General features: G+C 70.7%; 25 protein-coding genes. 16 read left to right on the top strand and 9 right to left on the bottom strand.

Annotated features, from left to right (window positions below; all coding sequences use genetic code 11):
* Window positions 1-128: 128 nt before the first annotated feature.
* Window positions 129-833 (bottom strand): class I SAM-dependent methyltransferase, encoded by a 705-nt coding sequence (locus L3Q67_RS39940; RefSeq protein WP_499186600.1) that lies wholly within the window; start codon window positions 831-833, stop codon window positions 129-131.
* A gap of 126 nt (window positions 834-959) precedes the next feature.
* Here L3Q67_RS39940 and L3Q67_RS39935 point away from each other — a divergent pair, with 126 nt between their 5' ends.
* Window positions 960-2,813, top strand: a complete 1,854-nt coding sequence (locus tag L3Q67_RS39935; protein WP_499186599.1) for a pectate lyase family protein — start codon at window positions 960-962, stop codon at window positions 2,811-2,813.
* 724 nt (window positions 2,814-3,537) lie between these two features.
* On the opposite strand, the gene L3Q67_RS39930 is transcribed toward L3Q67_RS39935, so the two are convergent.
* The 3 genes from L3Q67_RS39930 to L3Q67_RS39920 are packed head-to-tail and all read right to left on the bottom strand — an operon-like array spanning window position 3,538 to window position 6,625.
* On the bottom strand, window positions 3,538-3,789 hold the full coding sequence (locus L3Q67_RS39930) for a hypothetical protein (protein WP_499186598.1): 252 nt from the start codon (window positions 3,787-3,789) through the stop codon (window positions 3,538-3,540).
* Window positions 3,786-4,856, bottom strand: coding sequence for a terpene synthase family protein (locus L3Q67_RS39925; protein ID WP_499186597.1), 1,071 nt, complete (start codon window positions 4,854-4,856; stop codon window positions 3,786-3,788). Before L3Q67_RS39925 ends, L3Q67_RS39930 begins: the two co-directional genes overlap by 4 nt.
* Window positions 4,853-6,625: a 1-deoxy-D-xylulose-5-phosphate synthase gene (locus L3Q67_RS39920; protein ID WP_499186596.1), complete on the bottom strand. Its 1,773-nt coding sequence runs from the start codon at window positions 6,623-6,625 to the stop codon at window positions 4,853-4,855. Before L3Q67_RS39920 ends, L3Q67_RS39925 begins: the two co-directional genes overlap by 4 nt.
* A gap of 309 nt (window positions 6,626-6,934) precedes the next feature.
* Here L3Q67_RS39920 and L3Q67_RS39915 point away from each other — a divergent pair, with 309 nt between their 5' ends.
* From L3Q67_RS39915 to L3Q67_RS39905, 3 genes are read left to right on the top strand one after another with little or no spacing between them, the layout of a single operon-like run.
* A complete protein-coding gene (locus tag L3Q67_RS39915) occupies window positions 6,935-8,032 on the top strand; it encodes a polyprenyl synthetase family protein (protein WP_499186595.1) in 1,098 nt (365 codons plus the stop codon).
* The gene (locus tag L3Q67_RS39910; protein WP_499186594.1) at window positions 8,029-8,679 is read left to right on the top strand and encodes an ABC transporter ATP-binding protein; all 651 of its coding nucleotides are present in this window, start codon (window positions 8,029-8,031) and stop codon (window positions 8,677-8,679) included. The genes L3Q67_RS39915 and L3Q67_RS39910 overlap by 4 nt, the downstream gene beginning before the upstream one ends.
* Window positions 8,676-9,629 carry a hypothetical protein gene (locus tag L3Q67_RS39905; RefSeq protein WP_499186593.1) on the top strand — a complete coding sequence of 318 codons (954 nt, stop codon included), beginning with the start codon at window positions 8,676-8,678 and terminating at the stop codon, window positions 9,627-9,629. The genes L3Q67_RS39910 and L3Q67_RS39905 overlap by 4 nt, the downstream gene beginning before the upstream one ends.
* Before the next feature lie 3 nt (window positions 9,630-9,632).
* Here the strand turns inward: L3Q67_RS39905 and L3Q67_RS39900 are convergent, their stop codons facing one another.
* On the bottom strand, window positions 9,633-10,622 hold the full coding sequence (locus L3Q67_RS39900; RefSeq protein WP_499186592.1) for a hypothetical protein: 990 nt from the start codon (window positions 10,620-10,622) through the stop codon (window positions 9,633-9,635).
* Window positions 10,623-10,702: 80 nt separating this feature from the next.
* Between L3Q67_RS39900 and L3Q67_RS39895 the strand changes: the two genes are divergently transcribed.
* The 4 genes from L3Q67_RS39895 to L3Q67_RS39880 are packed head-to-tail and all read left to right on the top strand — an operon-like array spanning window position 10,703 to window position 14,054.
* Complete coding sequence (locus L3Q67_RS39895) at window positions 10,703-11,167, top strand: (2Fe-2S)-binding protein (protein WP_499186591.1); 465 nt, start codon at window positions 10,703-10,705, stop codon at window positions 11,165-11,167.
* Window positions 11,164-13,203, top strand: a complete 2,040-nt coding sequence (locus tag L3Q67_RS39890) for a xanthine dehydrogenase family protein molybdopterin-binding subunit (protein ID WP_499186590.1) — start codon at window positions 11,164-11,166, stop codon at window positions 13,201-13,203. Before L3Q67_RS39895 ends, L3Q67_RS39890 begins: the two co-directional genes overlap by 4 nt.
* Before the next feature lie 12 nt (window positions 13,204-13,215).
* Window positions 13,216-13,695, top strand: a complete 480-nt coding sequence (locus L3Q67_RS39885; RefSeq protein WP_499186589.1) for a MarR family winged helix-turn-helix transcriptional regulator — start codon at window positions 13,216-13,218, stop codon at window positions 13,693-13,695.
* Window positions 13,696-13,700: 5 nt separating this feature from the next.
* The gene (locus L3Q67_RS39880) at window positions 13,701-14,054 is read left to right on the top strand and encodes an arsenate reductase family protein (protein WP_499186588.1); all 354 of its coding nucleotides are present in this window, start codon (window positions 13,701-13,703) and stop codon (window positions 14,052-14,054) included.
* A gap of 280 nt (window positions 14,055-14,334) precedes the next feature.
* Here L3Q67_RS39880 and L3Q67_RS39875 read toward each other — a convergent pair whose 3' ends face one another.
* From L3Q67_RS39875 to L3Q67_RS39865, 3 genes are read right to left on the bottom strand one after another with little or no spacing between them, the layout of a single operon-like run.
* A complete protein-coding gene (locus L3Q67_RS39875; RefSeq protein ID WP_499186587.1) occupies window positions 14,335-15,600 on the bottom strand; it encodes an RNA polymerase sigma factor in 1,266 nt (421 codons plus the stop codon).
* Complete coding sequence (locus tag L3Q67_RS39870; RefSeq protein ID WP_499186586.1) at window positions 15,601-15,969, bottom strand: YciI family protein; 369 nt, start codon at window positions 15,967-15,969, stop codon at window positions 15,601-15,603.
* 44 nt (window positions 15,970-16,013) lie between these two features.
* Window positions 16,014-16,679, bottom strand: a complete 666-nt coding sequence (locus L3Q67_RS39865) for a DUF998 domain-containing protein (protein WP_499186585.1) — start codon at window positions 16,677-16,679, stop codon at window positions 16,014-16,016.
* 225 nt (window positions 16,680-16,904) lie between these two features.
* On the opposite strand from L3Q67_RS39865, the gene L3Q67_RS39860 reads away from it, so the two are divergent.
* Genes L3Q67_RS39860 through L3Q67_RS39825 form a run of 8 tightly spaced genes read left to right on the top strand, consistent with a single transcriptional unit; the run spans window position 16,905 to window position 26,274 of the window.
* Complete coding sequence (locus L3Q67_RS39860; RefSeq protein ID WP_499186584.1) at window positions 16,905-17,900, top strand: LacI family DNA-binding transcriptional regulator; 996 nt, start codon at window positions 16,905-16,907, stop codon at window positions 17,898-17,900.
* Complete coding sequence (locus tag L3Q67_RS39855) at window positions 17,897-18,796, top strand: carbohydrate ABC transporter permease (RefSeq protein WP_499186583.1); 900 nt, start codon at window positions 17,897-17,899, stop codon at window positions 18,794-18,796. The genes L3Q67_RS39860 and L3Q67_RS39855 overlap by 4 nt, the downstream gene beginning before the upstream one ends.
* A gap of 3 nt (window positions 18,797-18,799) precedes the next feature.
* Window positions 18,800-19,627 (top strand): carbohydrate ABC transporter permease, encoded by an 828-nt coding sequence (locus L3Q67_RS39850; RefSeq protein WP_499186582.1) that lies wholly within the window; start codon window positions 18,800-18,802, stop codon window positions 19,625-19,627.
* Window positions 19,628-19,655: 28 nt separating this feature from the next.
* Window positions 19,656-20,924 carry an ABC transporter substrate-binding protein gene (locus tag L3Q67_RS39845; protein WP_499186581.1) on the top strand — a complete coding sequence of 423 codons (1,269 nt, stop codon included), beginning with the start codon at window positions 19,656-19,658 and terminating at the stop codon, window positions 20,922-20,924.
* 52 nt (window positions 20,925-20,976) lie between these two features.
* A complete protein-coding gene (locus L3Q67_RS39840) occupies window positions 20,977-22,146 on the top strand; it encodes an ADP-ribosylglycohydrolase family protein (RefSeq protein ID WP_499186580.1) in 1,170 nt (389 codons plus the stop codon).
* Window positions 22,143-23,459 (top strand): ADP-ribosylglycohydrolase family protein, encoded by a 1,317-nt coding sequence (locus tag L3Q67_RS39835; RefSeq protein ID WP_499186579.1) that lies wholly within the window; start codon window positions 22,143-22,145, stop codon window positions 23,457-23,459. Before L3Q67_RS39840 ends, L3Q67_RS39835 begins: the two co-directional genes overlap by 4 nt.
* On the top strand, window positions 23,456-24,331 hold the full coding sequence (locus L3Q67_RS39830; protein ID WP_499186578.1) for a ribokinase: 876 nt from the start codon (window positions 23,456-23,458) through the stop codon (window positions 24,329-24,331). Before L3Q67_RS39835 ends, L3Q67_RS39830 begins: the two co-directional genes overlap by 4 nt.
* Window positions 24,328-26,274: a formylglycine-generating enzyme family protein gene (locus L3Q67_RS39825; protein ID WP_499186577.1), complete on the top strand. Its 1,947-nt coding sequence runs from the start codon at window positions 24,328-24,330 to the stop codon at window positions 26,272-26,274. Before L3Q67_RS39830 ends, L3Q67_RS39825 begins: the two co-directional genes overlap by 4 nt.
* Here the strand turns inward: L3Q67_RS39825 and L3Q67_RS39820 are convergent.
* Window positions 26,258-26,659, bottom strand: coding sequence for a hypothetical protein (locus L3Q67_RS39820; RefSeq protein ID WP_499186576.1), 402 nt, complete (start codon window positions 26,657-26,659; stop codon window positions 26,258-26,260). The two genes, L3Q67_RS39825 and L3Q67_RS39820, sit on opposite strands and share 17 nt — an antisense overlap.
* Between the last annotated feature and the right edge of the window lie 69 nt (window positions 26,660-26,728).

Raw genomic sequence — 26,728 nt, 5'->3', positions numbered from 1 at the left:
CGGCGACGGGGTCACCGCCGCTGCGGGGTGGGGTGACCTGTCGGAGAAAAAGCTAGTAGTGCACTGGTCGGACCAGCTCGATTTCGCCTGAACAAGTGTCCTCCACCTTCTTCGGGAGCACGAGGCGCCTAGTCCGGCTTCACGTCGGCCGTGCTGGGGAGGCTGTCGATCTCCCACAGCGCCAGTGCCTTGTCGGCGAAGGCGCCGTCCTCTTCGGTGCAGCCCTCGAACAGCACCATCAGCGGCTCCGGGAAGCCGAACGGTTCGCGGCACAGGTTCAGCGGGCGCCAGTCGCCCGTGGAGATGTCGGTGTTCGCGGTCGTCTCGGGGAAGGTGGTGGTCAGGAGGTAGCGGGAGCCACTGCGGCGGAGGTTGGCGATGGCGCGCCGGATGTCTTCGTAGCTCAGGTGGACGAGGCAGTCGCGGCAGAGCACGGCGTCGGCCTGCGGCAGGGCGTCCGAGGTCAGGTCGAGCACGCGGAACTCGCGTGCCGGATCCTGCCCGTACCGCTCGAGGTTCCGGTCGATCAGGCCGGGCACGATGTCGGCGCCGATGTACCGCTCGACGCCGAGGTCCACGCCGCTGAGCCAGCCGAAGTCGCCGCAGGGAAGGTCGAGCAGCGTCCGCACGCCGAAGTGCGCCAGCGATTCTGGCAGCTTGGTGCGCAGGTCGCGGGTCTGCTCGAGTTCGGAACCGGGGCCGGACACCGATTCCGACTCCCACAGGTTCGACTGGAAGATGTAGGTGAAGCGCTCGCGGTTGCCCATGCGCTCCAGCGCTTCGGCGTGCTGCCGGTAGTTGCGTTGTGCCACCGTGATCGGCCTGTCGTCCATGCTGCCACGGTAACTTCTGGCGCCGCCGGACGGAATCGTGCACGTGGTGGGCGTGATTGTGCATGCCGTGGCGGTGACAGTGGCGGTATGGGAGAGCTTGCGGTGCGATCGCGTCGATTACTCGCGGTGCTGGTGTTCGGGGCGTTGGCGGTGACCGCGCCGCCGGCGAGCGCGGCCGTGGCCGACGGCCCGGTCGGTTTCGCCAGTGTGAACGCTCTCGGCCAGAACGGGACCACGGGTGGGGCGGGTGGTCCCGTGGTCACCGTGACGACGGCGGCCGGGTTCCTCGACCACATCGCGCGGCCCGGCCCGTACGTCATCCAGGTGGCCGGCACGATCACCCTGCCGACGGGGTCGACGGACGGGATGCACAGCGTCGCCTCCGACAAGACCATCATCGGGCTGGGCAGCGACGCCCGGCTGGTCGGTGGCGGGCTCAACATCGGCCTGCCGGTCGACGACGACGTGACGACGCCGCCGTCGAACGCGGTGCACAACGTGATCATCCGGAACCTTTCGCTCTCGGGCGCCACGGACGATCTGATCAACGTCCAGATGTTCTCGCACCACATTTGGATCGACCACAACGATCTGTCCAATGGGGACGATGGTGCCGTGGACATCAAGCGTGGTTCGGATTTCGTGACGGTGTCGTGGAACCGGTTCCACGACCACGACAAGACGATGCTGCTCGGGCACGACGACGACAACGGCGCGCAGGACATCGGCCGCCTCCGCGTCACCTACCACCACAACTTCTTCGACGGCTCGGACCAGCGCAATCCACGGGTGCGGTTCGCCGAGTCGGTGCACGTGTTCAACAACTACTACCGCGAGCTGAGCTACGGCATCGCTTCGACGATGAACGCCGGGGTGGTGGCCGAGGGGAACTACTTCGACACGGTGAACAACCCCGGCCGGGTCGAATTCAGCGGCGAGCTCGGGCGGATGGTGGCGCGGGACAACATCCTGGTCGATTGCAACCATGAGATCGAGACCCGCGGCACGGTGACCGAGCCGGGAACGTACTACTCCTACACCGCCGATCCGGCCGCGAACGTGCCGGGCATCGTGCAGGCGGGCGCCGGTGTCGGCCGGGTCGCCACCGCGGCGGCGGCCGCTGTGGACGGTTTCGCCGGGGTGAACGCACTGGGGCAGAACGGGACCACCGGTGGTGCGGGTGGCCAGGTGGTCACCGCGAGCACGACTTCGGAGCTGCTGCAGTACATCGATACGATCGGGCCGCTGACCATCCAGGTGTCGGGGCGGATCGCGATCGAGAGCAAGCAGGGCGTGCGGCCGAACAAGACCATCGTCGGGCTGGGTTCTTCGGCGGAGATCACCGGCGGGGGTCTGGACTTCCACCGGTCGTCCAATGTGATCGTGCGCAACATCAGGTTCACCGCGGCCGAGGACGACGCGATCAACGTCGGGAAGGAGTCGCACCACATCTGGATCGACCACAACGAATTCTCCGGTCCGGCCGATGGCGCGATCGACGTGGTGCGCGGGGCGGATTACGTGACGATCTCGTGGAACTGGTTCCAGGGCACGGACAAGACCATGCTGATCGGGCACTCGGACGGCAACGCCTCCGAGGACACCGGGCACCTGAAGGTCACCATCCACCACAACTTCTTCGACGGTTCGGCGCAGCGGCACCCGCGGGTGCGCTTCGGTGAGCCGGTGCACGTGTACAACAACTACTACCGCGCCACGAGTGCCTACGGCGTCGCGACCACGATGAACGCCGGGGTGCTGGTGGAGGGGAACTACTTCGAGACCGTGCCGCACCCGGTCGTGGTCGGCTACGCGGACAGCGGCCCGGGTCGAGCCGTCGAACGGAACAACATCTACACCGGCTCCGGCGTACCCCAGACCTCCGGCAGCGTCGTCGAACCCAGCACCTACTACGCCTACACCGTCGACAACCCGGCCACCATCCCCACCACCGTCCCCTCCGGCGCCGGCCTCCTCTAACCCACCCCCATCCCCCCGAACCCCACACTCACGCACCCGAACTCCACACTCGTGCAGCCGAACCCCACACTCAGGTAGCCGAACTCCACGTTCAGGCACCCGAACTCCACACTCAGGCAGCCGAGTTCCACATTCGGGCGGGTGAACCCCGCATTCGGGGCCGTCGCCGGTTCCGGGGAGTACTGCGGGTGGTGCCTTACCCCTTCGGTCCGGCGGGCGCAGGCTGCCCACGCGAGTGTCGAACTCGGCTGCACGAACGTGGAACTCGGGTGCCCGAGTGTGGAACTCGGCGGCTTGAGGGTGGGACACGCCCGGCCGGAGGAGTACGCCGGGCGTGTTCCACGTTCAGGCAGCCGAGTTCCACGTTCAGGCACGCGAACCCCACATTCGGGGGGCCGCTGCCGGTGCCGAGAGCGGAGCGGGCGGCTGCTCGCCTTTTGCGCCACCGAACCTGGGCCGGACCACGCGAGTGCGGAATTCGGCTGCACGAGCGCGGAACTCGTGCACGCGAATGTCGAACTCGGGTGCACGGACGTGGAACTCGGGTGCACGAGTGTCGAACTCGGGTGCACGAGCGCGGAACTCGGGCACGCGAGTGTGGAACTCGGGTGCGTGGGTGTGGGTTTCGGGTGCGGGAGGGTGGGACACGCCCGGGTGGAGACAGGGCCCGGGCGTGTGCCACGTTCCGGCGGGCGGGCCGGGTGGAGGTGCCCGCCCGGCCTGGTCACCCGTTGATCGGCGGCAGGGGGGCCATCTGGTTGCGGACCATCAGTGCGCCCTGGACGCACATCCAGTCGCCAGGGTGCCACTGGCCGGCCAGTTCGCCTGCCATTCCGGCGGCCTGGCACAGGTATGAGGAGCCGAAGTCCCCGTACCTGGTCCAGCCGGCGCCCGGCTGGGCGGAGGCCACGCTCGGGCTGAGCGCGGCGAAAGCCAGCGCGGCGAGTACGAGGGTGCGGGCGGTGAGCCGTTTCATGGGTTCTCCTTGTCCAGTTCGCACAAGCGCCACCACCAGCGGATCGCGGGGATGGGCGGTGGCGCGGGATTGGTGTCGCGCGGCCGGCCGGTCCAGCCGGGGTGCGGCATCGGTTCGCCGTAATTGTTGTAGCGCGGCACGTTCAGGGCCCAGTCGGTGTTGCCGCGGATGGCGTGGCCGAGGCCGTCGAGGTAGCACCGCAGCGCCGCGCTGCCGTCCACCTTCGCCCGCGTCCGCAGGAACAGGGTCATCACCCGGTCCCGCAGCGCGTAGGCCTCGTCCATCGCCCGCCCGGCCGTCCAGCCGTACTGCGCGCTGAGCACTTTCACGAGGTTCTGGTCGGTCTGCTCTTCGTCGGCCTCCATTCGGTAGGAATGCAAATCGTTGTCCCAGGAATCGATCAGCATGGTCATCTCGGTGAGCGCGCGCACCACCGGAGCTTCCATTTCCGCGGCCGGGACTTCCGCGCCGTTGGCGATTTCCAGCAGGGCGAGCGTCGGCGGGCCGCCCGCGCTGTTCAACCGCATCGCGGTGTAGTCGGCGAGCGAAGGCATGCGGCCGCGGGAGCGGTTGGCGATCTGCCAGGCCACGCCGAACAACCACGCGCGGTGCGCGTCGCAGAACCGCCGCACCTGCAACGGTGTCGCGCAGGCGTGGAGATCGCGGCCGATGTCCTGCAGGGCCGTGACGAACGGGCCGCCGCCGGGCACGGGTTCCCACGGTGACTCCAGCGCCCGCTGCAGCACCCCCGCCATCGCCAGGAAACCGGCTGGATCCGCGCAGTACGGGCCGCTGTCGCAGCAGGCGTCGTCGAAGGCGAAGGCCCAGTACACCCAGTGCACGACGACCTGCAGGTTGCCGGTGATCCCGGAAGGCGCGAAGCGGGCGTAGAACTCGGCGCTGTTGGTGCCGATCAACCGCGCCCGGCCCCGGGCGTCGGGGTAGAACCGGAAGCGGTCGAGCCAATCGATCGCGCGGCTCTCGATCAGCCGGACGTCGGGGTGCAGGGCCGGTTCGATGGGGCAGTAGAACGGTCGCAGGCCGGGTGATACGTCGACCGAGGTCACAGCTGTCCTCCGAGTTCGGTGGTGGTCCACAGGTGCTGGATCGAGGTGGTCAGGCCGGCGGCGTCGAGGCCGTGTTCACGCAGGATCGCCGCGCGTGAGCCGTGGGCGAGGAACCGGCTGGGCAGGCCGAGCGAGTGCACCGGCACCGGGACGCCCGCGTCGGCGACGAGTTGTGCGAGTCCGGTGCCGAAGCCGCCGCCGCGCACGCCGTCCTCCGCGGTGACCACCAGCCGGTGCTTCGCCGCCAGCTCCACCACCGCCGGATCGACCGGGTGCACCCAGCGGGGATCGCACACGGTGACCCCGATGCCGCGGTCCTCCAGCGCCACCGCGGCTCGCAGGCCGGTGGCCGCCAGCGGACCCGCGGTCACCAGCAGCACGTCGGTCCGCTCGCCGAACCGCAGCACGTCGATGTCGCCGCGGCTGTCCACCGCGGTGAGGTCGGCGGGCGCGCCGCCCTTGGGGAAGCGCAGCACGGTGGGCCCCTCGTCGTCCGCCACCGCCTGCCGCAGCAGCGAGCCGAGCGTGCCCGCGTCCCGCGGCGCGGCGATGCGCAGGCCGGGGACCGTGCGCAGCAGGGCGATGTCCCACATGCCGTGGTGGCTCGCCCCGTCCTCGCCGGTGACGCCCGCCCGGTCGAGCACGAAGGTGACCGGCAGCCGGTGCAGCCCGACGTCCATCAGCACCTGGTCCATCGCGCGGGTGAGGAAGGTCGAGTACACCGCCACCACCGGGTGCAGCCCGCCGAGGGCGAGCCCGGCGGCGGCCGCCACGGCGTGCTGCTCGGCGATGCCGACGTCGACGACCCGCTCGGGGAAGGCCTCGGCCAGCGGCAGCAGCCCGGTCGGCCGCAGCATCGCCGCGGTCAGCGCGACCACCCGCGGGTGCTCGGCGGCGAGTTCGAGCAGCCGCTCCCCGAACACCGCCGTCCACTGCGCCCCGGACCCGGCCGGGCCCGGCCGGCTGACCGTGTGCAGGTGATCGGCCAGGTCCAGTTCCGCGGGCCGGTAGCCCCGGCCCTTCCCGGTGACGCAGTGGACGACGACCGGCCGGGTGAACTCCTTCGCCGCCCGCAACGCCTCCTCGACCGCGGTCAGGTCGTGCCCGTCGATCGGGCCGAGGTAGGGAAAACCGAGTGCGCGGAACAGGTTCGGCCCGGTGCCCGCGGTGTCGCGCAGGTCGGCCAGGTGCCGTCCGACGGCGCCCGCGGCCGGGTCGTACGAGCGCCCGTTGTCGTTGAGCACGATGACCACCGGCCGGTCGCTGGTGGCCAGGTTGTTGAGGGCCTCCCAGCACATCCCGCCGGTGAGCGCGCCGTCCCCGACCACCGCCACCACCGGGTGGCCCGCTCTGGCCAGGCCGTCGGCGTAGGACAGCGCGGTGGAGGCGTGCGAATTTCCCACCACGTCGTGTTCGGATTCCGCGCGGCTCGGATAGCCGGACAATCCGCCCGCTTCCCGCAGTCCGCCGAATTCCCGTCCCCGGCCGGTGAGCAATTTGTGCACGTAGCTCTGGTGCCCGGTGTCGAAGATTATTCTTTCCCGCGGACTGTCGAACACCCGGTGCAGCGCGATCGTCAGTTCCACCACACCGAGGTTCGAACCGAGGTGCCCGCCCGCTCCGCGCACCACTTCGACCAGGAACTCCCGCAGTTCCCCGGCCAGCGCCCGCAGTTCGGCGGGCTGGGCGCACCGCAGCGAGGCCGCGGGGGCGGGGTCTTCGAGCAGGGATTCCAGGTCGAGGTGCGCAGAACGGATGGGCGCGCTCATGGGTTTCCTCCAGCCCGGCGCAGATCCGGGGAATGGCGTTGGAAAAGGAATTGCCCGGCGATGCCGGTCCGGATCAACGGTGCCCCAGCCGCGGCGGGTGGTTCAAGAGCCGGGACGATCTTCAGCCCGGTCGAGTGGCAAGTGTTTGCCCGGAAACGGTCACCGGTCCGGTGGACGACGGCTGCCGCGCGGTCCGGCGGTGGGGTACAAACGGAGCACGGCCGGGGAATCCGCCGAGCCGGAAACCACCGCTGCCGGGTCGCAGGTGCGGTGCCACGCCGAAGTCCCGTGTATCGCGAGGAGCACACAATGTCAGCCGAGCAACTCGTCCATGCTTTCCCGAGGCCGCGCCGGCCACCGGCCGACGCCGGCTGGGTGCGTGCGGAAACCGACCGGGTGCTGGCGGATTTCCTGAGGCAGCAGGCAGAACGAGCCTCGGACCGCTGCCTGCCCACCCTGGTGACGGTGATCGCGGACTTCCTCGACGGCGGCAAGCGGCTCCGGCCGGTCTTCTGCCACTGGGGCTGGGTGGCCGGCGGGGGCACGCCGGGGGACAGCACGGTCCTCCACGCCGGAGCCGGCCTGGAACTGTTCCACACCTTCGCGTTGATCCACGACGACGTGATGGACTGCTCGGCACTGCGGCGCGGCAAGCCCACGGTGCACGAGGTGCTGGCGACGAGGTTCCGCGACGACACCGACCCCGAGGCCGCCCGCCGGTTCGGGATGAACGCCGCGATCCTGCTGGGCGACCTCTGCCTGGCGTGGGCCGATGATCTGCTGCAGTCGGTGGCCGCGGAACGCGGGATGGTGGCCCAGGTTCAGCCGTTGTTGCACGAGATGCGCACGGAGGTGATGGTGGGGCAGTACCTCGACCTCGGCGGTGAGCACACCGACAGCCCGCTCGACCGCAGCTGGCGCGCGATCGGCTGCAAGACCGCGGGGTACACGGTGGAGAAGCCGCTGCAGCTCGGTGCGGCGCTGGCCGGTGCCGACGAGGACATGCTGAGCTGGTGCACTGCTTACGGCAGGCCGCTGGGGGAGGCGTTCCAGCTGCGGGACGACCTGCTCGGTGCCTTCGGCGACATCGCCGTCACCGGCAAACCGGCGCTGGACGACTTCCGCGAAGGCAAGCAGACCGTCCTCATGGGACTGACCTGGGAACGCGCCACGCCGCGGCAGCGGGAGGTGATCCGGCGACGGCACGGAGATCCGCACCTGGACGAGGAAGGGGCCGACGAACTGCGCTCGGTCATCAGGGAGACCGGTGCCGAGGAGTCGGTCCGCCGGTTGATCAGCGACAAGGCCGCGGAGGCCAGTCTCCTGCTGGCGCGGCCGGGCCTGCCGGACGCCGCGGCGGAGGCGCTGGCGGGGCTGGTCGGCCAGGTGACCGGGCGGACGCGGTGAGCGGGGGCGAGGGTACCGGGTACGTGCTCCGGGCGATGAACCTGCACAAGTCCTACGGCTACCGGCCGGTGCTGCGCGGGGTGGACTTCGACCTGCGGCGCGGCGAGCTGCTCGGCGTGCTCGGGGAGAACGGCGCCGGCAAGTCCACGCTGCTGCAGGTGCTCGCCGGGGTGCTGCGGCCCGATCGCGGCGAGGTGCGCTACCAGGGCAGGCTCGGCTACTGCCCGCAGCACATCGTGGTCAACGACGAGCTGACGGTGAAGCAGCACCTGCGGTACTTCCAGTGCGCCTACCACGTGCCGGACCTCAAGCACGCGGCCGAACTGCTCGAACGGCTCGACCTGATGCGCTACCGCAACGCCAAGGCGGGCACGCTCAGCGGCGGCAGCAAGCAGAAGCTGAACCTGACGCTGGCGCTGATGCACGACCCGGACGTGGTGCTGATGGACGAGCCGTACCAGGGCTTCGACTGGGAGAACTACCTCAACTTCTGGGAGCTGACCACCGAGCTGCGGGAACGCGGGCGCTCGGTGCTGGTGATCTCGCACCTGGCGCACGACACCGAGCGGTTCGACCGGCTGTACCGCCTCGAGTGCGGTCAGGTCGTGCCCGCCGAGCCGCCCCCGGCCGTGGAGTGTGCCTCGTGACCGCGGCGCCCGCCGCCCTGCGCAGCGCCAGGGCTCGGTGGACGGCGATGGCCGACGAGACCACCTGGCAGGCCTCGCTGGTGAAGGCGGTCGGTTTCGAGACCGCGCAGCACGCCAGGAACCGGCTGGCGCTGATGCTGGTGCTGTTCTTCATCCCGGCCTGGCTCGGCCTAGTCACCGGGATCCTGCCCGGCTCGCCGATCGAGTACCAGTCCCGGATCACCGGGGACCTGATCACCGTGCCCGCCAACGAGCTGGGGCTGATGTCGGCGGCGATCAACGCGGTGACGCTGATCGTGGGCTTCATGATGTTCGCCGCCATGCGCCGGTCCAGCGAGTTCGACCAGCGGCTGGTGCTGGCCGGCTACTCGCGGTCGGGCCTGCTGCTGGCGAAGCTGGTGGCGCTGGTGCTGGTGGCCGTGGTGGTCAGCGCGTACGCGGCGCTCTCGATGACCTTCTTCACCGACGTGCACCAGGGCGCGCTGCTCGGGCTGAGCCTGTTCGCCAGCGGGCTGACCTACGGCGGGATCGGCATCGTGCTCGGGGTCGCGGTGTCGACCGAACTGGCGGGCATGTTCGTCATCATCATGATCAGCCTGGTCGACGTGATGGTGCAGAACCCGGTCATCAACCCCGGCCGCGACCAGACGCTGGTGCAGTTCCTGCCGACCTACGGCGCCATGCAGAGCGGGGTCGCGGCCACCTTCACCGAGGAGGTCAGCGCGCGGCACCTGCTGCTCGGGCCGATGTGGCTGGTGGCGTTCGCGATCTTCGGGCTCGTGGCCTTCTACGCCAGGACACGCGACCACAGCAGCCATTCCGACGCGCCACCACCGGCCCCGCCCACGGCGATGGTGACCCTGCGGACGCTGCCCGACGGCACGATGGTCGTGGAGTCGCGCCAGGGACCGATCCTGCTGTGCTCGCACACCGACTGCGAGCTGGAATGAGGCCTAATCCACGTCCGCGGGCACCCGTTTGCGGCGGGGGAGCAGCCCCAGCCAGATGAGCCCGGCGACCACGGCCACGAGCAGGTACTCGATGAACGGGATGCGGACGATCTCGTCGAGGTCGGCCAGTGACCGGGTGGCGTAGACCGCGACCGCGCCCACCAGGTAGGCCACCGCGATGCTCCACCGCGCCCGGCCGCTGAGCCCGAGGCCGTGCATCTGGGTGATGACGAAGACCCCGAGGAAGCCGAAGAGGAACATCGGCCACATGCCGTCCGGGCCGGAGTTCATCACCGCGACCAGTGTGCCGTGCACGGCCACCATGAGTTCCAGCGTGAGCGTCCACCAGCGGTTCGTGTGCGCGCGGGTGAGGAAGATGCTGCCCTGGAACAACAGCAGGAACATGTAGAAAAAGCCGATGAGGTGCCCGCTGGTGCTCTCCATGGGGTGGTACCAGAAGGTGTAGATCGCCGCCCAGCTGAACAGGTACCCGTGGTACTTGCGGGCGAAGCGCACCACCTCGGCGGAGATCGGCGCGCGGCGGCCGAAGAACAGGCCGCGCCGCCGGTTCTCCATCAGCAGCACCACGACCAGCAGCAGGACCACCGAGCCCTGTGAGCTGAAGATCGACACGTCCTGCGCGATGCCGTCGTAGAAGACCTGGGTCTGCACCTCGTGCAGCGCGATGAAACCCAGGTTGGCCGCGAGCGCGAGCACGTTCACCTTGTGCAGCCCGCTGGTGTAGCGGCGTACGTGGCGCTGGGCGTAGTGGATGAGCCACCAGGAGACCAGTTGGTGGCTGGCGTAGCCCAGCCAGGCGGACGCCCTGGTCCAGAAGGTCGGTTCGGGGAGCTTCCAGTAGTACCAGGACGCGCCCTGGTCCGGCGCGAGCACGACGTCGTCCAGTAGCGGACCGGCCAGCCAGACCAGCGCGGTCAACACCACACTCGCGACCGCGCCCCAGGCCAGTACCCGGCCGGTATTGTTCAGCATGCTGAGCATTATGCTGTTGTTCAGCATGCTGAGCAAGTGCCATGCTGAGGACCCCATCCCTGCGAAGCTGCGGAGGCGCTGTGCCGGTGTATCGGCTGCGAGTCAACGGAACCGAGCGAGAGGTGACAGCCCCGGCGGAAACCGCGCTGCTCTGGGTGCTGCGGGACGAACTGGGCCTGACCGGCCCCAAGTACGGCTGCGGGATCGGCGCCTGCGGGGCTTGTGTGTCCTTAGTGGACGGCGAGGCGCGGCGGGTCTGCGTGCTGCCGGTCGGTGAGGTCGGTGCGCGCGAGATCACCACGATCGAGGGGCTGGTCGGGCATCCCGCGCAGCGGGCGTGGATCGACGGCGACGTGGCCCAGTGCGGTTACTGCCAGGCGGGCCAGATCATGAGCACCGTGGCGTTGCTGAAGGAGAAGCCGGAGCCGACCGACGAGGACATCGACGAAGCGTTGCGGGACAACGTCTGCCGGTGTGGGACCTATCCGCGGATCCGTCGTGCGGTGCACGCGGCGGCCGCGCTGGCCCGGGAGGAGGACCGATGATCAGCAGGCGTGGTTTCCTGATCTCCACCGGTGCCGCGGCCCTGCTGGTGGCGGTGCCGATCCCGGGATCGGCGGCGGACGCGGACCTGGCCCCGAACGTGTTCGTCCGCGTCACGGCCGACGGCCGGATCGCGGTCACCGTGCCGCGGCCGGACACCGGGCAGGGCGTGCGCACGGTCGTGGTGCTGCTCGCCGCCGAGGAACTTTCCGTTTCGCCGCAGCACATCGAGGTGGAACAGGCGCCCGGTGACACCGCGAAGTACGGGTCGCAGCTGGTCGCCAACTCGTTCTCGGTGCGGCAGCTCTTCGAGCCGATGCGCAAGGCGGCGGCGACCGCCCGGTGCCTGCTCACCGCCGCGGCGGCGGGCCGCTGGCAGGTGCCCGCGCAGGAATGCCGGGCCAGGGACGGATTCGTGCACCATCCCGCACACGGCAGCCTGTCCTACGCCGAACTCGCCGCCGACGCGGCCGCGCTGGACCCGGCCACGGTGCCGGTCACCCTGATCCCGCAGGACCAGTGGCGTTTCCTGGGCAAGGAAGCCGTCCGGGTGGACGCGGCCGACATCGCCACCGGACGCGCTCGGTTCGGCATCGACGCCCGCGGGCCGGACGCGCTGGTCGCCGTGGTGCGGCGACCGGAGTGGCTGGGCGCCACGGTCTCGGCGGTGGACGACGCGGCGGCGCGTGCTGTGCCCGGCGTGGTCGGGGTGGTCCGCTGGGAGGCGGGCCGGGGCATCGAGGCCGGGGTCGCGGTGGTCGCCGAATCGACCGCCGCGGCGATCGCCGGGCGCGCGGCGCTGCGGGTCACCTGGACCGGTGGAACGCCCACTGTGGACAGTCGACAGTGGATCTCGGAGCTGGCCGCCGCGGTCCCCGCGCCACCGGCCGCGCCCGGGCCGGTCGGCCTCGACCGCACCTACCGCCTGCCGATGCTGGCGCACGCGCCGATGGAACCGCTCAACGCGACCGCGGGGTTCACCGCTTCGGGTGGTCTGGTCGTCGAGGTGCCCACGCAGGACCCCGGCGGGCTCCGCGGGCTGCTGGCGCAGCTGACCGGCCTCGATCCCGCGGCGGTGACCGTGGTGCCGACGCTGGCCGGTGGCGCGTTCGGCAGGCGGTTCGAAGTGGACTTCGTCCTCGAAGCGGTCCACTGCGCCCGTGCGCTCGGCAAGCCGGTCCAGGTGTTGTGGACCCGTGACGACGACACGCGGCACGACTCCTACCGGCCGATGTCGGCGCACCGGCTCACCGCGGTGCTCGCGCGCGACGGCATCCCGCGCTGGCGGTCGCACGGGGTGGCGACCTGGCCGCTCACCTCGGTACCCGCGTTCAACAACCCGGCGCTGGTGCTGGCCAGCGGTGATCACTTCCCGTACCGCGTCCCCGGCGAACCGGCCGTGGTGCTGCGGCCCGCGCCGCTGCGCACCGGGTTCTGGCGCTCGGTCTACGCCGGGCAGTTCGTCTTCGCCGAGGAGTGCTTCCTGTCCGAGGCCGGGCACCGCGCCGGATGGGGCCAGGTGGAACTGCGGCGGCGGTTGCTGCCGGTCGACTCCCGGCTGCGGCGGGTGCTCGACGCGGCGGCCCAGCGGGCACCGCGTCCCGAGGGCGTGGCCCGTGGGGTGGCGTGCCACCTGGACTACGAATCCGCCATCGCGGTGCTCGCGGACGTCCGCCTCCGCGACGGGACGCCGGTGGTCAGCCGGGTGACCGCGGCAGTGGACGTCGGCACGGCACTGCACCCGTCCGGGGTACGCGCGCAGGTCGAAGGCGGTGTGCTCGACGCGGTGTCCACTGTGCTCGGAGCGCAGATCACCGTGCGGGAAGGCCGGGTGGTGCAGTCCTCCTTCGCCGACTACGCCTGGGCCCGCATCGACCGCGCCCCGGAGATCGACGTGACGATCGTGCCGTCCGGCCTGCCGCCCGGCGGTCTCGGCGAGCTCGCCTACCCACCGGCCTCGGCGGCGATCGCCTCGGCGGTGGCGGCGCTGACCGGCTCGCCGGTCACCGGGATGCCGGTCACCGCGGAGACCGGGTGAGAGGATGGGGGCGTGTCGAGAACCACGCGCCCGCAGGTGCCCGATGGCCACGAGAGCGACCCCGACGTCGACTCGTGGCCCACGGGCCGGTTGCTCTCGGTCGCGGCGAGAATGGTGGAATCCCGGTTCGACGACGTGCTCGCCACGCATCAGCTCACCCACGCCGGGTTGATCGTGCTGCACCACCTCGACACCGGGACGCACACCCAGCGGCAGCTGGCGACGTTGTGCAAGGTCACCGACCAGACCATGAGCCGCACCATCGAACGGTTGCGGCGCACGGACTTCGTCACCACCGAAGCGGACCCGGCCGACCGCAGGCGGACCATCGTCCGGCTGACCGCGGCGGGCAGGCGGGTGCTGACCAAGGCCCGCCGCGAGGAGCGCGAGTCCGAACTGCTGCTCGGCGCGGTCGACGACTACGAGCACTTCCGGGGCCAGCTGCTCAAGCTCATCCGCCACGCCGCGCGGGGCGCCGGTCCTGTTGAATGACGGGCATGGAGATCTGGCACAACCCGCGGTGCACCAAGTCGCGAGCGGCGAAGAAGGCGCTGGACGAGGCGGGCAGGGAGTACACCGAGCGGCGCTACCTGGATGCCCCGCCGACGGTCGCGGAACTGACCGAGGTGCTCGGCAAGCTCGGCCGGGAACCGTGGGAGATCACGCGCACCAAGGAACCCGTCGCCAAGGAACTCGGCCTCGGCGACCTGCCACGGGACGCCGCGAACCGTGACCGCTGGCTCCAGCTGCTGGCGGAGCACCCGGTGCTGATCGAACGCCCCATCCTCATCGACGACTCGACGGCCGTAGTAGCCCGGACCGAAACCTCCCTCACCCAACTCCTGGGCTAGTGCTATGAGTGGGGCATTACTTGCGTTGAATGCTAGTAATGCCCCATTCATAGCGTTCCCGGGCTCCCTCAACCTGGCGGGCTTCAAGCCCCCGAACGTGGAATTCGGTTGCCCGAACGTGGGGTTCGGCTCCCTGAACGTGGAGTTCGGGTGTCTGAGTGTGGGGTTCGGGTGCGGGAACGTGGGACTCGCGTATCCGGCGAGTCCCACGTTCAGGTAGCCGAGTTCCACACTCCCGCAGCTGAACCCCACACTCAGGTAGCTGAGTTCTGCACTCGGGTCAGGGGCTTGTGGTGGTGGCGCGGCGGTGGAAGAGGGTGCGTTCGGCGTCGTTCTGGGTTAGGGCGGCGGCTCGGGTGTAGGCGGCACGGGCGTCGGAGTGCCGTCCGGCCATGGCGAGCAGTTCGGCTTCCACGGCATGGCGTTGCGGGTACTCGCTCAGGGCGTCCGGGGGCAGCGTCGCCAACAAGGCCAGCCCGGCGAGCGGTCCGTCGGCGTGGCCGTGGGCCATGGCGCGGTTCACGGTGACGACCGGGTTGGGCCGCATCCGGTCCAGGACGTCGTAGAGCCCGGCGATCCGCGTCCAGTCGGTGGCCGCGGCGGTGGGGGCGAGGGCGTGACAGCCGGCGATGGCCGCCTGCAGCACGTACGGGCCCGCGGAGCCGAGCCGGTGGGCCCGGCCCAGCGCGGCCAGGCCGCGCCGGATCAGCAGGCGGTCCCAGCGGTGGCGGTCCTGGTCCTGCAGGAGCACCGGCGTGCCGTCCCGGTCGTGCCGGGCGGGGGCACGAGCCTGGGTGAGTTCGAGCAGCGCAAGCAATCCCTGCGCCTCGGCGAGCCCGGGGGCCAGCGCCGCGGTGCGCCGGGCGAGCCGGAGTGCGTCGTTGCTGAGTTCCGGGCGCATCCAGTGCTCGCCCGAGGTGGCGCTGTAGCCTTCGTTGAAGATCAGGTAGATGACCTCCAGCACGGACGCCAGCCGCCCGCGCAGGTCCTCAGAGGACGGCAGGTCCAGCCGAATCCCCTGGTCCCGCAGGGTCTTCTTGGCCCGCGAGATGCGCTGGCCGATCACCGGGTCCGGGACCAGGAACGCCGAAGCGATCTCGTGGGTGCTCAGCCCGGCCAGGCAGCGCAGGGTCAGCGCGATCCGGTACTCCCGTTTGAGCTCGGGGTGGCAGGCGGCGAACAGGAGACCGAGTTCGTCGTCGCCGGCCGGGTTCTCGTCGAGGCCCTCGTCGGCGGCGGGCACGGCGGTCCGCGCCACGTCGTGCCCGAGGAATTCGACAGCACGCTGGTGTGTGGAGTCGCGGCGGAACAGGTCCACCGCGCGGTTCTTGGCCACGGTCATCAGCCACCCTCCTGGATTGGGCGGCAGCCCGGCTGCCGGCCAGCGTTCGAGCGCCGCGACCAGCGCATCCTGGGCGAGGTCCTCGGCGAGGCCGAGGTCACCGGTGAACCGGGCGAGCGCCGCGATCAACCGGGCGGATTCGATCCGCCAGATCGCTTCGACGGCGCCACGCCCGGTCGTCGGACGATCCGAGGGGGTTGCCACTCAGGCGCCTGGCATGTCTTCGGGCCCGAACACCTTCAGCACCCGCGCTTCACCGTGCCAGCCCGGCCAGTGCTCGGCGTGCAGCGCGAGGAAGCGCCGTGTCCACTCCACCGCTTCCTCCTTGGTGCGGGTGTCGTAGACGGCGTAGCTGATCATCTCCTTCGACTCGGCGAAGGGACCGTCGGTGATGGACAGTCCGTCGGCGTCGAGGACGACCTTCGCGCCCGCGGCGCTCGGGGCGAGGCCCGCGTTCTCGATCATCGCGCCGGACTGCGTGGCTTCCACGCCGAGCTGCATGATCCCGGCCATCAGCTCGTCGGGTGGCGGGGTGTCGGGCTGGGTGGCTTCGAGGACGACGAGGTAGCGCATCGGTTTTCTCCTTGATCGGTTCGAGTGGGGTTGCCGGAGGCTGCTCAGCCGTCGGTGTCGGGCATCTGACGGTAGCGGTGCACCGCGAGCACGGCGATCAGGCCGAACACGCCGACCACCCCGGCGACGAAGGCGAGGATCCCGAGCGCACCCGAAGCCATGCCCGCGAACGAAAGGAGGAACAGCGGGGCGATGATCCGGGTGGCCAGCGCGTGCCGGGCGAACCCTTCGCGGGAGAGGCGGCGGGCCAGCACCAGCAGTCCGGCGGCCAGGCACGGGAAGCCGATCCCGCCCGCGGCGAAGTGGATCAGCGCGCTGGTGCTCATCGACTCGGTGCCCGGTGCGTCGACGGGGAAGGCGCCGGCGACGACCATGCTCACCCCGAAGACGCCGATCAGGGCCGGTGCCCACGAGGCCGCCGGTCCGGTCCGCAGCGCCCGCCGCAGCCCGGCCGCGAACGCGAGCACCATCAGCCCGGTGACCACCAGGTTCGTCACCTGGATCCAGCCGGATTCGCCGACCGCGAGCTGGCTCCAGGCGTGGCGGGTGAGGTCGAAGCCGTCGCGGAACGCGCTCTGCACGAGCGCGGCGGTCACGTACACCGGACCGGCGAGCACGCCGTAGCCGAGCAGCGACTTGGTCACCCGGTCGGCGGTCAGTTCGGCGGCGGCGGAGGTGGTGCCTGCCCGGGTCGGGAGGTAGGTGGTCATGGCGGTACTCCTCGGTGGCGGGGGCCGGTCGGTCCGGCCGATCGCTACCTCCACGAACGAGCGCCCCGGATTTTGCAGCGGCTCGGAAACTTTTTCCGGCTGGTTGACTCTTCCGCCATTCGGGTGCAAGTATTCCGGTCAACCCACGTTGGAAACGTTTCCAGCAAGCACCGAGCGTGACTGGAAACGTTTCCAGCCCGAAGATCTTCCCGAGGTAGAGCGACGATGACGTCAACGCGCGCCACGCTGATGCAGGTGGCGCACCGTGCCGGGGTCTCACTGGCCTCGACCTCCCGCGCGCTGCACGGCACCGGCGCGAGCCCGGCGATGGTCGAGCGCGTGCGGGCCGCCGCGGCCGAACTCGGCTACAGCCCCGACGCCATCGGCCGGTCACTGCGGCTGAAGAAGACCTTCCAGGTGGCGTTCGCCGTCGCGGACATCGGCAACCCGGTGTACGTCGAGATGATGCGCGCGATCCACGAGGTGCTGGCGCCGCGCGGGTACCGGGTGGTGGTCATGTCGACCGGCGACACCGCCACCTCCACCGTCGACCTGGTCGCGAGCCTCGGCAGCGGCGTGGTCGACGGCCTGATCGTCAGCCCGCTGCGCACCGACGACCGGCTGGTCCGCGAGATCCAGGAGGCGCCGGTGCCGGTCGTGGTGATCGGCCGGGCGCTGGACGACCACGGCATCAGCTCGGTGTCCACCGACTCGGCGGGCGGCATCGGCCAGGCGGTCGGGCACCTGCACGCCATCGGCCGCCGCCGCATCGGCTTCCTCAACGGCCCGCTCGACACCACCCCGGGCGCCGCCCGGCAGCGGGGGTTCGACGCGGCCGTGCACACCGACCGGACCGAGGTGGAGATCGCGGGCGACTTCACCGTCGCCGCCGGCCTCGAAGCCGCGCGCCGCCTGCTCGCGCGCGCCGAACTCGACGCCGTCGTGGCCGCCAACGACCTGCTCGCCATCGGCGTGATCCGCGCGGTGCGCGAGCGCGGCCTGTCGGTCCCGGAGGACATCGCGGTGACCGGCATGGACGACACCGAGATCGGGCGGGTGTTCCTGCCCAGCCTCACCAGCGTGTCCCTCGGCTCGACCGAGCGCGGGCGGGCGGCGGCGAAGTTGATGCTGCGGCTCGCCGACGATCCGGACAGCGCGGTGCGGCAGGTCGCCGTTCCGCCGGAACTGGTGGTCCGTGAATCCACGGGAGGTGCGCCGTGACCACGCCGCAGGCGCGGGTCCGCCGCCGCGAGGCGATCGGGCTGGTGCTGCCGTCGCTGATCCCGATCCTGGTGCTCAGCGTCGCCCCGCTGGTGATCGGCGTGGCGCTCGCGTTCACCGACGCCCGCCTGGTGCGCAACCCCGACTACGCCTTCACCGGCGTGGACAACTTCGGCAAGCTCGTCGGCAATGACCTGTTCTGGGACTCCCTGCGTATCGGTCTGATCTGGACGGTCGGCGTCACCGTGCTGCAGCTCGCGGCGTCCATGGGACTGGCGCTCCTGCTGAACTCCGGGCTCCGGCTCGAGGGCCTGACCAGGGTGCTGGCGCTCGTGCCGTGGGCGATGCCACCGGTGGTCGTGGCGATCATGTGGCAGATGATCTACTCGGCCAACGGCGGCCCGCTCAACGCCTTCCTGGGCGGTATCGGCCTGCCCGCGGACACCAACTGGCTCGGGGACTTCGCGACCGCGCTGCCCGCGGTGATCGTCGTCGGCGTGTGGGTCGGCATGCCGCAGACCACGGTGACGCTGCTGGCCGGGCTGCAGCAGATCCCGGCCGAACTGCACGAGGCCGCCGCGGTGGACGGCGCGAGCGCCTGGCGCCGGTTCACCGCGGTGACCTGGCCGAGCCTGCGCCCGATCGTCACCTCGATCACCTCGCTCAACTTCATCTGGAACTTCAACTCGTTCTCGCTGGTCTACGTGCTCACCGCGGGCGGGCCGGGCGGCAAGACGATGGTCCCGGTGCTCTTCGTCTACCTCGAGGCGTTCAAGAACCGCGAGATCGGCCAGGCCGCCGCGATGGGCCTGGTGCTGGTGCTGCTGATCGTCGCCATCCTGGCCATCTACCTGCGCGCGCAGTTCCGCGAAGACCGCGCGGAAAGGGGGCGGTGAGCCGTGCGCGCGCTCGTGCGGCCGGCCCAGTACCTGGCGCTGGCGCTCTACATCCTGTTCCTCGGCTTCCCGTTGCTGTGGCTCATTTCGGCCTCGGTGAAGTCCTCCGGGGAGCTGAACTCGCTGACGGTCAGTCTGCTGCCGGAGCAGTGGCACTGGCAGAACTACTCCGAGGCGCTCGACCGGCAGGGGCTGGTGCGCTCGGCGGGCAACAGTCTCGGCGTGGCGCTGGCGTCCACCGCGCTGGTCATCCTGATCGCGCTGCCCGCGTCGTACGTGCTGGCCCGGCTCAAGGGCAAGGTGCGGCTGGCCGGTATCGGCTGGATCCTGGTCAGCCAGGTGTTCCCGGTGGTGCTGATCATCCTGCCGCTGTTCCTCATCCTGCGGACGCTGGGGCTGACCGACAGCCTGGTCGGGCTGACCCTGGTGCACACCACCTACATGCTCCCGTTCGCGCTGTGGATGCTGCAGGGCTACGTCGCGGCGATCCCGGTGGAGCTGGAGGAAGCCGGGGCGATGGACGGCGCGACGCGGCTGCGCGTGCTGCGCACCATCGTCTTCCCGCTGCTGGCCCCCGGGGTGGTCGCCACGGCGATGTTCAGCTTCGTCTCCTCGTGGAACGAGTTCTTCTTCGCGCTGGTGCTGCTGCAGTCGCCGGAGAACTACACCCTGCCGATCACGCTGAACATGTTCATCGGCGGTGAGGGCAAGGTCTCGCTCGGTCCGCTCGCGGCCGGCGCGGTGCTCGCCGCGATCCCCAGCATCATCTTCTTCACCCTCCTGCGCCGGAGGCTCACCGGTGGGCTGATGGCCGGGGCGGTGAAGGGATGACCTCCACCAGAACGCGAAAGGTCGGTCAATGAAGATTCGACACGCGGCGCTCGCCGCCTGCCTGCTCAGTGTGGTGCTGACCGCCTGCGGAAGCGGGGAAAGCGGGGACTCGGGTCCGGTCAAGCTGACCTTCCAGTCCCTTTCGGACCAGCCGGGCGCCATCGAGCAGACGAAGAAGACCGTCGACGAGTGGAACCGGGCGCACCCCGAAACGCAGGTCGAGATCGTGCAGGCGGGCTGGGACGGCGTCTACGACAAGCTGATCACGCAGTTCAACGCGGGCAGCGCGCCGGACGTCATCCACTACGAGGCGGCGGGCATCGTGCCCTTCGCCAAGGACGGCTACGTCGCCGACCTGACGCCGTACCTGCCCGAAGCCAAGCGCGCCGACGTGACCAAGGGCGTGCTCGACTCGGTGACCGTGGACGGGCAGGTGATCGCCTACCCGACCGAGGTCCAGTCCTATGTGGTCTTCGCGAACAAGGCGCTGCTGCAACAGGCCGGGGTGACGATGCCGACCGGGCCGACGATGACCTGGGAGCAGCTGCGCGAGATCGCCAAGGCGAGCACGAAGGACGGCAAGTTCGGCCTCGGCTGGGGACTGTCCAGCCCGACCGCGTCGTTCGTGGCGATGGCGCCCGCGTTCGGCGGCAAGTACTTCGAGGGCACCGGCGATGCGATGAACGTCAGCATCGGCGAGGGCGAGATGGCGCTGCCGCAGCTGGTCAACGCGATGGCGTACGAGGACAAGTCGATCCTGCCGGTGACGCTGACGCAGTCCGGCACCAAGGCGCTCGCCCCGTTCTACGGCGGCCAGGTCGCGATGACCATCCAGGGTTCCTACCAGGCCGCGAACATCGCCAAGGACGCCCCGCAGGGCTTCGACTGGACGGTGCTGCCGCCGCTCGCCGGACCGGCTGGCCCGGCGCAGGCGAGCAGCGCGCAGACCCTGTCGGTGAACAAGGACTCCGCGCACGTCGAGCAGGCCGCCGCCTTCATCGACTTCTTCACCAGCACGGAGAACCTGGCCGCGATCAACGAGGCCGACGGCCTGATCCCGCCGACGAACTCGGCGCGCGAGGCGCTGGCCGCGAAGGTGGGCACGAAGAACGGCTGGGACGTCATCCTGTCGTCCGGGCAGCACCTGACCTCGGCGCCGTACGTGTTCGCGGACAAGTACGCGCAGTGGAAGGACACCGTCGCGACCCCGGCGTACCAGCAATTCCTGGCGCAGAAGATCGACGCCGCCGGGCTGGCGAACCAGCTGCGTGACGGCTGGCAGAACATCTCCCGGTAGTTCGGGGTCGTCCCCCGAGCGGGCGACACAGGTAGGCAGAGGAGCAGATTCGGTGACCTGGCTGGAAGACCGGGCCGTCGCGGTGATCGCGGGCGCGGCGGTGGGTGACGCCCTCGGCGGTGCCACCGAGGGGTGGACGCCCGAGCAGATCGAAGAGCGGCACGGTGGCCGGGTCACCGGCATCGTCGGGCCGTGGTACCCGAACTGGCGGGACGCGCGGCCGATCGCGCCCTACCACAAGGGCGACGGGCACATCACCGACGACACGCTGATGACCCGCGCGCTGGTCGAGGTCTACGCCCAGCGCCGCGCCCACCTCGACGCCTACGCCATGGCCGAGGACCTGGTGCCGTTGATGATCGGCGAACCGCGCTGGGTGCCCGAGCTGGAGACCACGGCGTTGCTGCTGCAGCGCGTGTTCCTGGCGGAGAAGTGGATCGTCACGAGGCTCCACTATGGACACGTCGATCCGCGTGAGGCGGGCGTGGGCAACGTGGTGAACTGCGGCGCGGCCATGTACGTCGCGCCGGTGGGCATCGCGAACGCGGGTGATCCGCGGGGTGCCTACGCCGAGGCGATCGACCTGACCGGGGCGCACCAGTCGAGCTACGGCCGCGAGGCCGCCGGGGTGGTGGCCGCGATGGTCGCCGCTTCGATCGCGCCCGGGGCGGGTGTCGGCGACGTGGTCTCGGCCGCCCTCGACGTGGCCCACGACGGCACGGCGGAGGCGTTGCGGGCGGTCGTGGACAGGTTCGGGACGTGGGCGAAACCACCGAGTACGGACGACGAGGAGCGGGAACTGGCCCGGCTGGTGCGGGAAACCGTCGCGCCGTTCGATTCGGTGGGCCCGCAGTACCGGCAGATGTCGATGGACGCGCGGCGCCCTTCGCGCACCAAGTCCATCGAGGAGCTTCCGGCCGCGCTGGCGTTCGTGCTGGCGCATCACGGTGACTACCGGGGCGCGGTCCTCGCGTCGGTGAACTACGGCCGGGACGCCGACTCGATCGCCACCATGGCGGGCGCGATCTGCGCCGGTCTGGGTGGGACGGCGGCCGTGCCGGGGGAGTGGCTCGACGCGGTGAGCGAGGCCAGCCGCATGGACATCCGGGAGACCGGCGTGCTGATGGCCTCGGCGGCGGCGGACATCCTCCGCGCCGACCGGGAACGGGCGCTCGCCCGCCTTTCGACCCTGGACGCGCTCGAAACGGGAGCGCGGGCGTGAGGCTGACCTGGGCCCAGCCGGAAGACCTGCTCGCCCACGAACTGGTCCAGTCCGCCGCGGAGGGCAAGGACGTCGCGGCGATCCGGGCCCGCTGGACCGAGGCGGGCGGCGATCCGGTGCCCGCCGTCAGTGGCGCCGGACCACGGCCCGCGTCACCCGAACTACGGGCGCTGGCCCGGACTCTGCTCGACGAACTGGACGCGCTCGCGACGCCGGACGAGCCCTGGGAAGCCATAGCCGCTTCACTCCCGCCCGCGCCGGATCTGCCCGCTGGGGGAGAGGATCGCCTGCTCGGCGCGTGGACCGGACGCGCGGCGGGTTGCCTGCTCGGCAAGCCCGTGGAGAAGATCCCGCGCGAGGGCATCGAGGAGATCCTGCGGGCGACCGGGCGGTGGCCGCTCGACCGGTGGTTCACCGCGGAAGGCCTGCCGGACGACGTGGCGGCGCGGTGGCCGTGGAACCGCCGATCGGCCCCGACCTCCCTCGAAGAGAACATCGACGGGATGCCGGAGGACGACGACCTCAACTACCCGATCCTCGCGCTGACCCTGCTCGAACAGCGCGGACGCGGGTTCACCAGCGACGATGTCGCGCAACTGTGGCTGGACAACCTCCCCGCGGGCCGCGTGTTCACCGCCGAGCGAGCCGCGTACCGCAACATCCTCGACGCACGCCCGGTGCCGGAGACCGCGACGCACCACAACCCGTTCCGCGAATGGATCGGCGCGCTGATCCGCACCGACGTGTTCGGCTGGGTGTCGCCGGGTGACGTGCGCGAGGCCGCGCGGCTCGCCTACACCGATGCACGGCTGAGCCACACACGCAACGGGGTGTACGGCGCGATGTGGGCCGCGGCCCTGTGCTCGGCGGCGATGGTCTGCGACACCGTCCACAATGTCCTGGATGCCGCCGGAACCGTCATCCCGCCGGACAGTGAACTCGTCCGCGCGGTGCGGATCGGCCGTGAGGCGGCCGCCGTGGGTGACGTCCGAACCGGACTCGACCGACTGCACGCCGAATACGGCCACCTGCACTGGGTGCACGTGCTCAACAACGCCGCGGTCATCGCCTACGCGCTCGCCAAGGGCGACGGGGAGTTCGGGCCCAGCGTGTCGATCGCGGTGACCGCGGGCTGGGACACGGACTCGGCGGCGGCCACGGTCGGCGGGGTCGTCGGTGCCCTGCGCGGGGTCGAAAGCATCGGGGAGCAGTGGGTGAAGCCGCTCGACGGCCGGATCGCGACCTCGCTGCCCGGCGGGGAACAACGCATCGTCGGCCTGGCTGCCCGCACGGCGGCGCTGATGCGGTCATGAGCGTGGTGGTGGTCGGCTCGGCGAACGTCGACCTGGTCGTCGACGTGCCGCGCACGCCGGGTGCGGGGGAGACGGTGCTCGGTGGCGACCTGCGCCGCAGCCCCGGCGGCAAGGGTGCCAACCAGGCCGTGGCCGCCGCGCTCGCGGGCGGCGCGGACACCACCTTCGTCGGAGCGCTCGGCCGGGACGAATCCGCGGAGTTGCTGCTCGATTCGCTGCGGGATGCCGGGGTGCGCGTCGACCTGGTGCAACTGGTCAGCGCACCGACGGGCACGGCGTTGATCACCGTGGCGCCGAGCGGGGAGAACGCGATCGTGGTGGCGCCGGGTGCCAACTCGCGGCTCGAACTCGGCACCGCGCAGACCGGCCGCATCGCCTTGGCGGACGTGGTGCTCGCGCAGCTGGAGATCCCGCTCGACGCGGTCTGCGCGGCCGCGGCGGCGCGGAACCCGGGCGCGCTGATGGTGCTCAACGCGGCGCCCACGCGGGAGTTGCCCGATGACCTGTGGCACACGCTCGACCTGCTGGTGGTCAACGAGCACGAAGCCGCCGACCTGGCGGGCACCGCGGAGGCCCTGCTCGAGCGTGTGCCCGCCGCCGTCGTCACCCTCGGCGCCGAAGGCTGCCTCGTCGCCAGGAGAGGCCGCGAACACCTGCGTATCCCCGGAATCCAGGTCGACGCCGTCGACACCACGGGTGCCGGTGACACCTTCTGCGGTGTGCTCGCGGCTTCGCTGGCACGGGGGCTGGACCTCGCCGAGTCCGCGCGACTGGCCTGCGTGGCGGCCGCGCTTTCGGTCACCCGGCGGGGCGCGCAGGCCGCCGTGCCGACCGTCGAGGAAGTAGCCGCGGCCCGAGGAAAGGCACGATGACCTCCACGTTCGACCCGCTCGTACCCCGGCCCATCGACCGGCCGGCCGAGGTGCCCGCCGACGGCCCGCTCGCCGGCCTGGACGAGGCGAAGATCTTCAGCGGTCCGGCGGATCCGGCGGACCGGCCGGCGTGGCGCGAGCGGCTGCGGCAGTGGCGGGAGGACGCGCGGGCCCGCCACGGGTACACGGGTGCGGCCTACGAGCGTCCCGGCGCGGCTTGGGCGGCTCGCTGCTACACGGTGGCGCAGGTGTGGTTGTGGGACGAACTGCTCTATTCGTTCGGCGATGGCCGGTTCACCCCGGACCGCTTCCTCGCCGACGCGCGGGATCGCTTCGGTGGCCTCGACGCGGTGGTGCTGTGGCACGCCTACCCGGTGATCGGCCTGGACGACCGCAACCAGTGGGACTTCTACCGGGATGTGCCCGGGCTTCCCGAGCTGATCGCCGCGCTGCACTCGGCGGGCCTGCGCGTGTTCGTCGACTACAACCCGTGGGACGTCGGTACGCGTCGCGGTGGTGAGGACGTGGACGAACTGGCGTCGCTTGTCGCCGACCTCGGTGCGGACGGGGTTTTCCTGGACACGCTGAAGAAGGCGGAACCCGAGTTCGTCGAACGGCTGGAACGGGCGCGGCCCGGGATCGTGCTGGAGGGCGAGTCGAAGCTGGCCGTCGAGCGCATCGAGGACCACGCGTGCTCGTGGGCGCAGTTCTTCGCGGACTCGCCGGTGCCGGGTGTGCTGCGCGCGCACTGGTACGAGCGGCGGCACATGCAGCACCACATCCGGCGCTGGCACCGCGACCACTCCGAGGAACTGCAGTCGGCGTGGCTCAACGGCGTCGGTGTGATGGTGTGGGAAGTGGTGTTCGGGGTGTGGGTCGGCTGGTCCGCGCGAGACGCCGCCACCGTCCGGCGCATGACCACCGTCCAGCGCGCGGCCGGGGACCTGCTGCTCGACGGCGAGTGGACGCCGCTCGCGGAACTGGCGCCGGAGGCCGAGGCCGCCGGGATCTACGCGTCCCGCTGGGAACTCGGCGGTGTGACACTGTGGACGGTCGTCAACCGCGGTGAGCAGGACTACTCCGGTCCGATACTGGATTCGGTGGTCACGCTCTTTCCAGGACCCGTACCGGCACGCGGGATCAACGCTTTCCTGCGCGTCGATCCGGGCGTTGCGGAACCGGCTTGGCTACGCGAGCTGGTGGACGTGCCGCACGATCCCGATGCGCGCTTCCCGCACCGGCTCGCTACCCGTGTCAGTCCACAGAGGACTTCTGGTGTCGCCGAACCGGATGCGGTCGTGGTGCCCGCCGGGCCCTATGTGCTGACGGTCCGGTATCGGGCCAGGGAAACCGGGATGTACCAGGGTGCGCCGTACGTGGACGAGTGGAAGCCGTTGCCGCCACGGTTGCACGACGCCCGGACCCTGCAACGCGACGGGGAACTCGCTGTCGAGGTGGCCGTCGCGGCGACCGAGGTGACCAACGCGCAGTTCGCCGCGTTCCTGGCGGCGACGGACTACCGCCCGGCTCAACCGCACCGCTTCCTCGCGCACTGGGTCGATGGCGCCCCACCGTCCGGCCGCGAGCACGAGCCGGTCACCCACGTCGACCTCGACGACGCCCGTGCCTACTGCGCCTGGCGCGGCGGCAGGCTGCCGACCGAAGACGAATGGCAACTCGCCGGCGAAACGGGCGGCTTGCGTCGTGGCGAACCGGCCGTGTGGAACTGGACCGAAAGCGAACACTCGGACGGCCGCACGCGGTTCGTCATGCTCAAGGGCGGCAGTGACTACCGTGCGGAAGGCGCCGACTGGTACATCGAAGGCGGTCGCCGGGCGCCGGACTACAGCGTGAAGCTGCTGCTGCCGGGCCTGGGCCAAGCCCGCTGCGCGACGGTCGGTTTTCGCTGCGCCTGGGATGGTGCGGTCAGCCGCGGGCGGTGAGGAAGCACAACGCGGCCAGGAGGAGTACGGCCGGGCCCCAGAAGTACCGCTCCCAGCGACTCGGGGACGCGAAGTTCGCCAGCGCGCTGACCAAGAGCAAGCCGAACAGAACCCAGGTGCCCCCACGCGCCAGGCCCTCAGGCACCGCGAATGATCCCACCCCACCACGACGTAGGACGACCAACGCGCTGTAGACCCAGAACACCACCGCCACGGCACTGATCACCCGCAGCCGGGTCGGCAAAGTGCCTGCATGCGTGCCGCCCCAGGAGGCCCGGCCCAACGGCGCGCCCGCCGCGATGGCGAGCTGGAACAAGGCCACGCCGACCAGCCCCACGGCCGCCACCGTGGCCACGGCTCCGAGGAACGCTTCATCGGTGAGCATGATCGACTCCTGTCACGAAATCTTGGCGAACCGGGGCGATCGTCGCTGTGGCCACGAGGTGCGGAGCCG

It is taken from the genome of Saccharothrix sp. AJ9571 (assembly GCF_021725495.1).
Lineage (GTDB): Bacteria > Actinomycetota > Actinomycetes > Mycobacteriales > Pseudonocardiaceae > Amycolatopsis > Amycolatopsis magusensis.
This window is presented reverse-complemented; position numbering and strand designations above follow the sequence as displayed.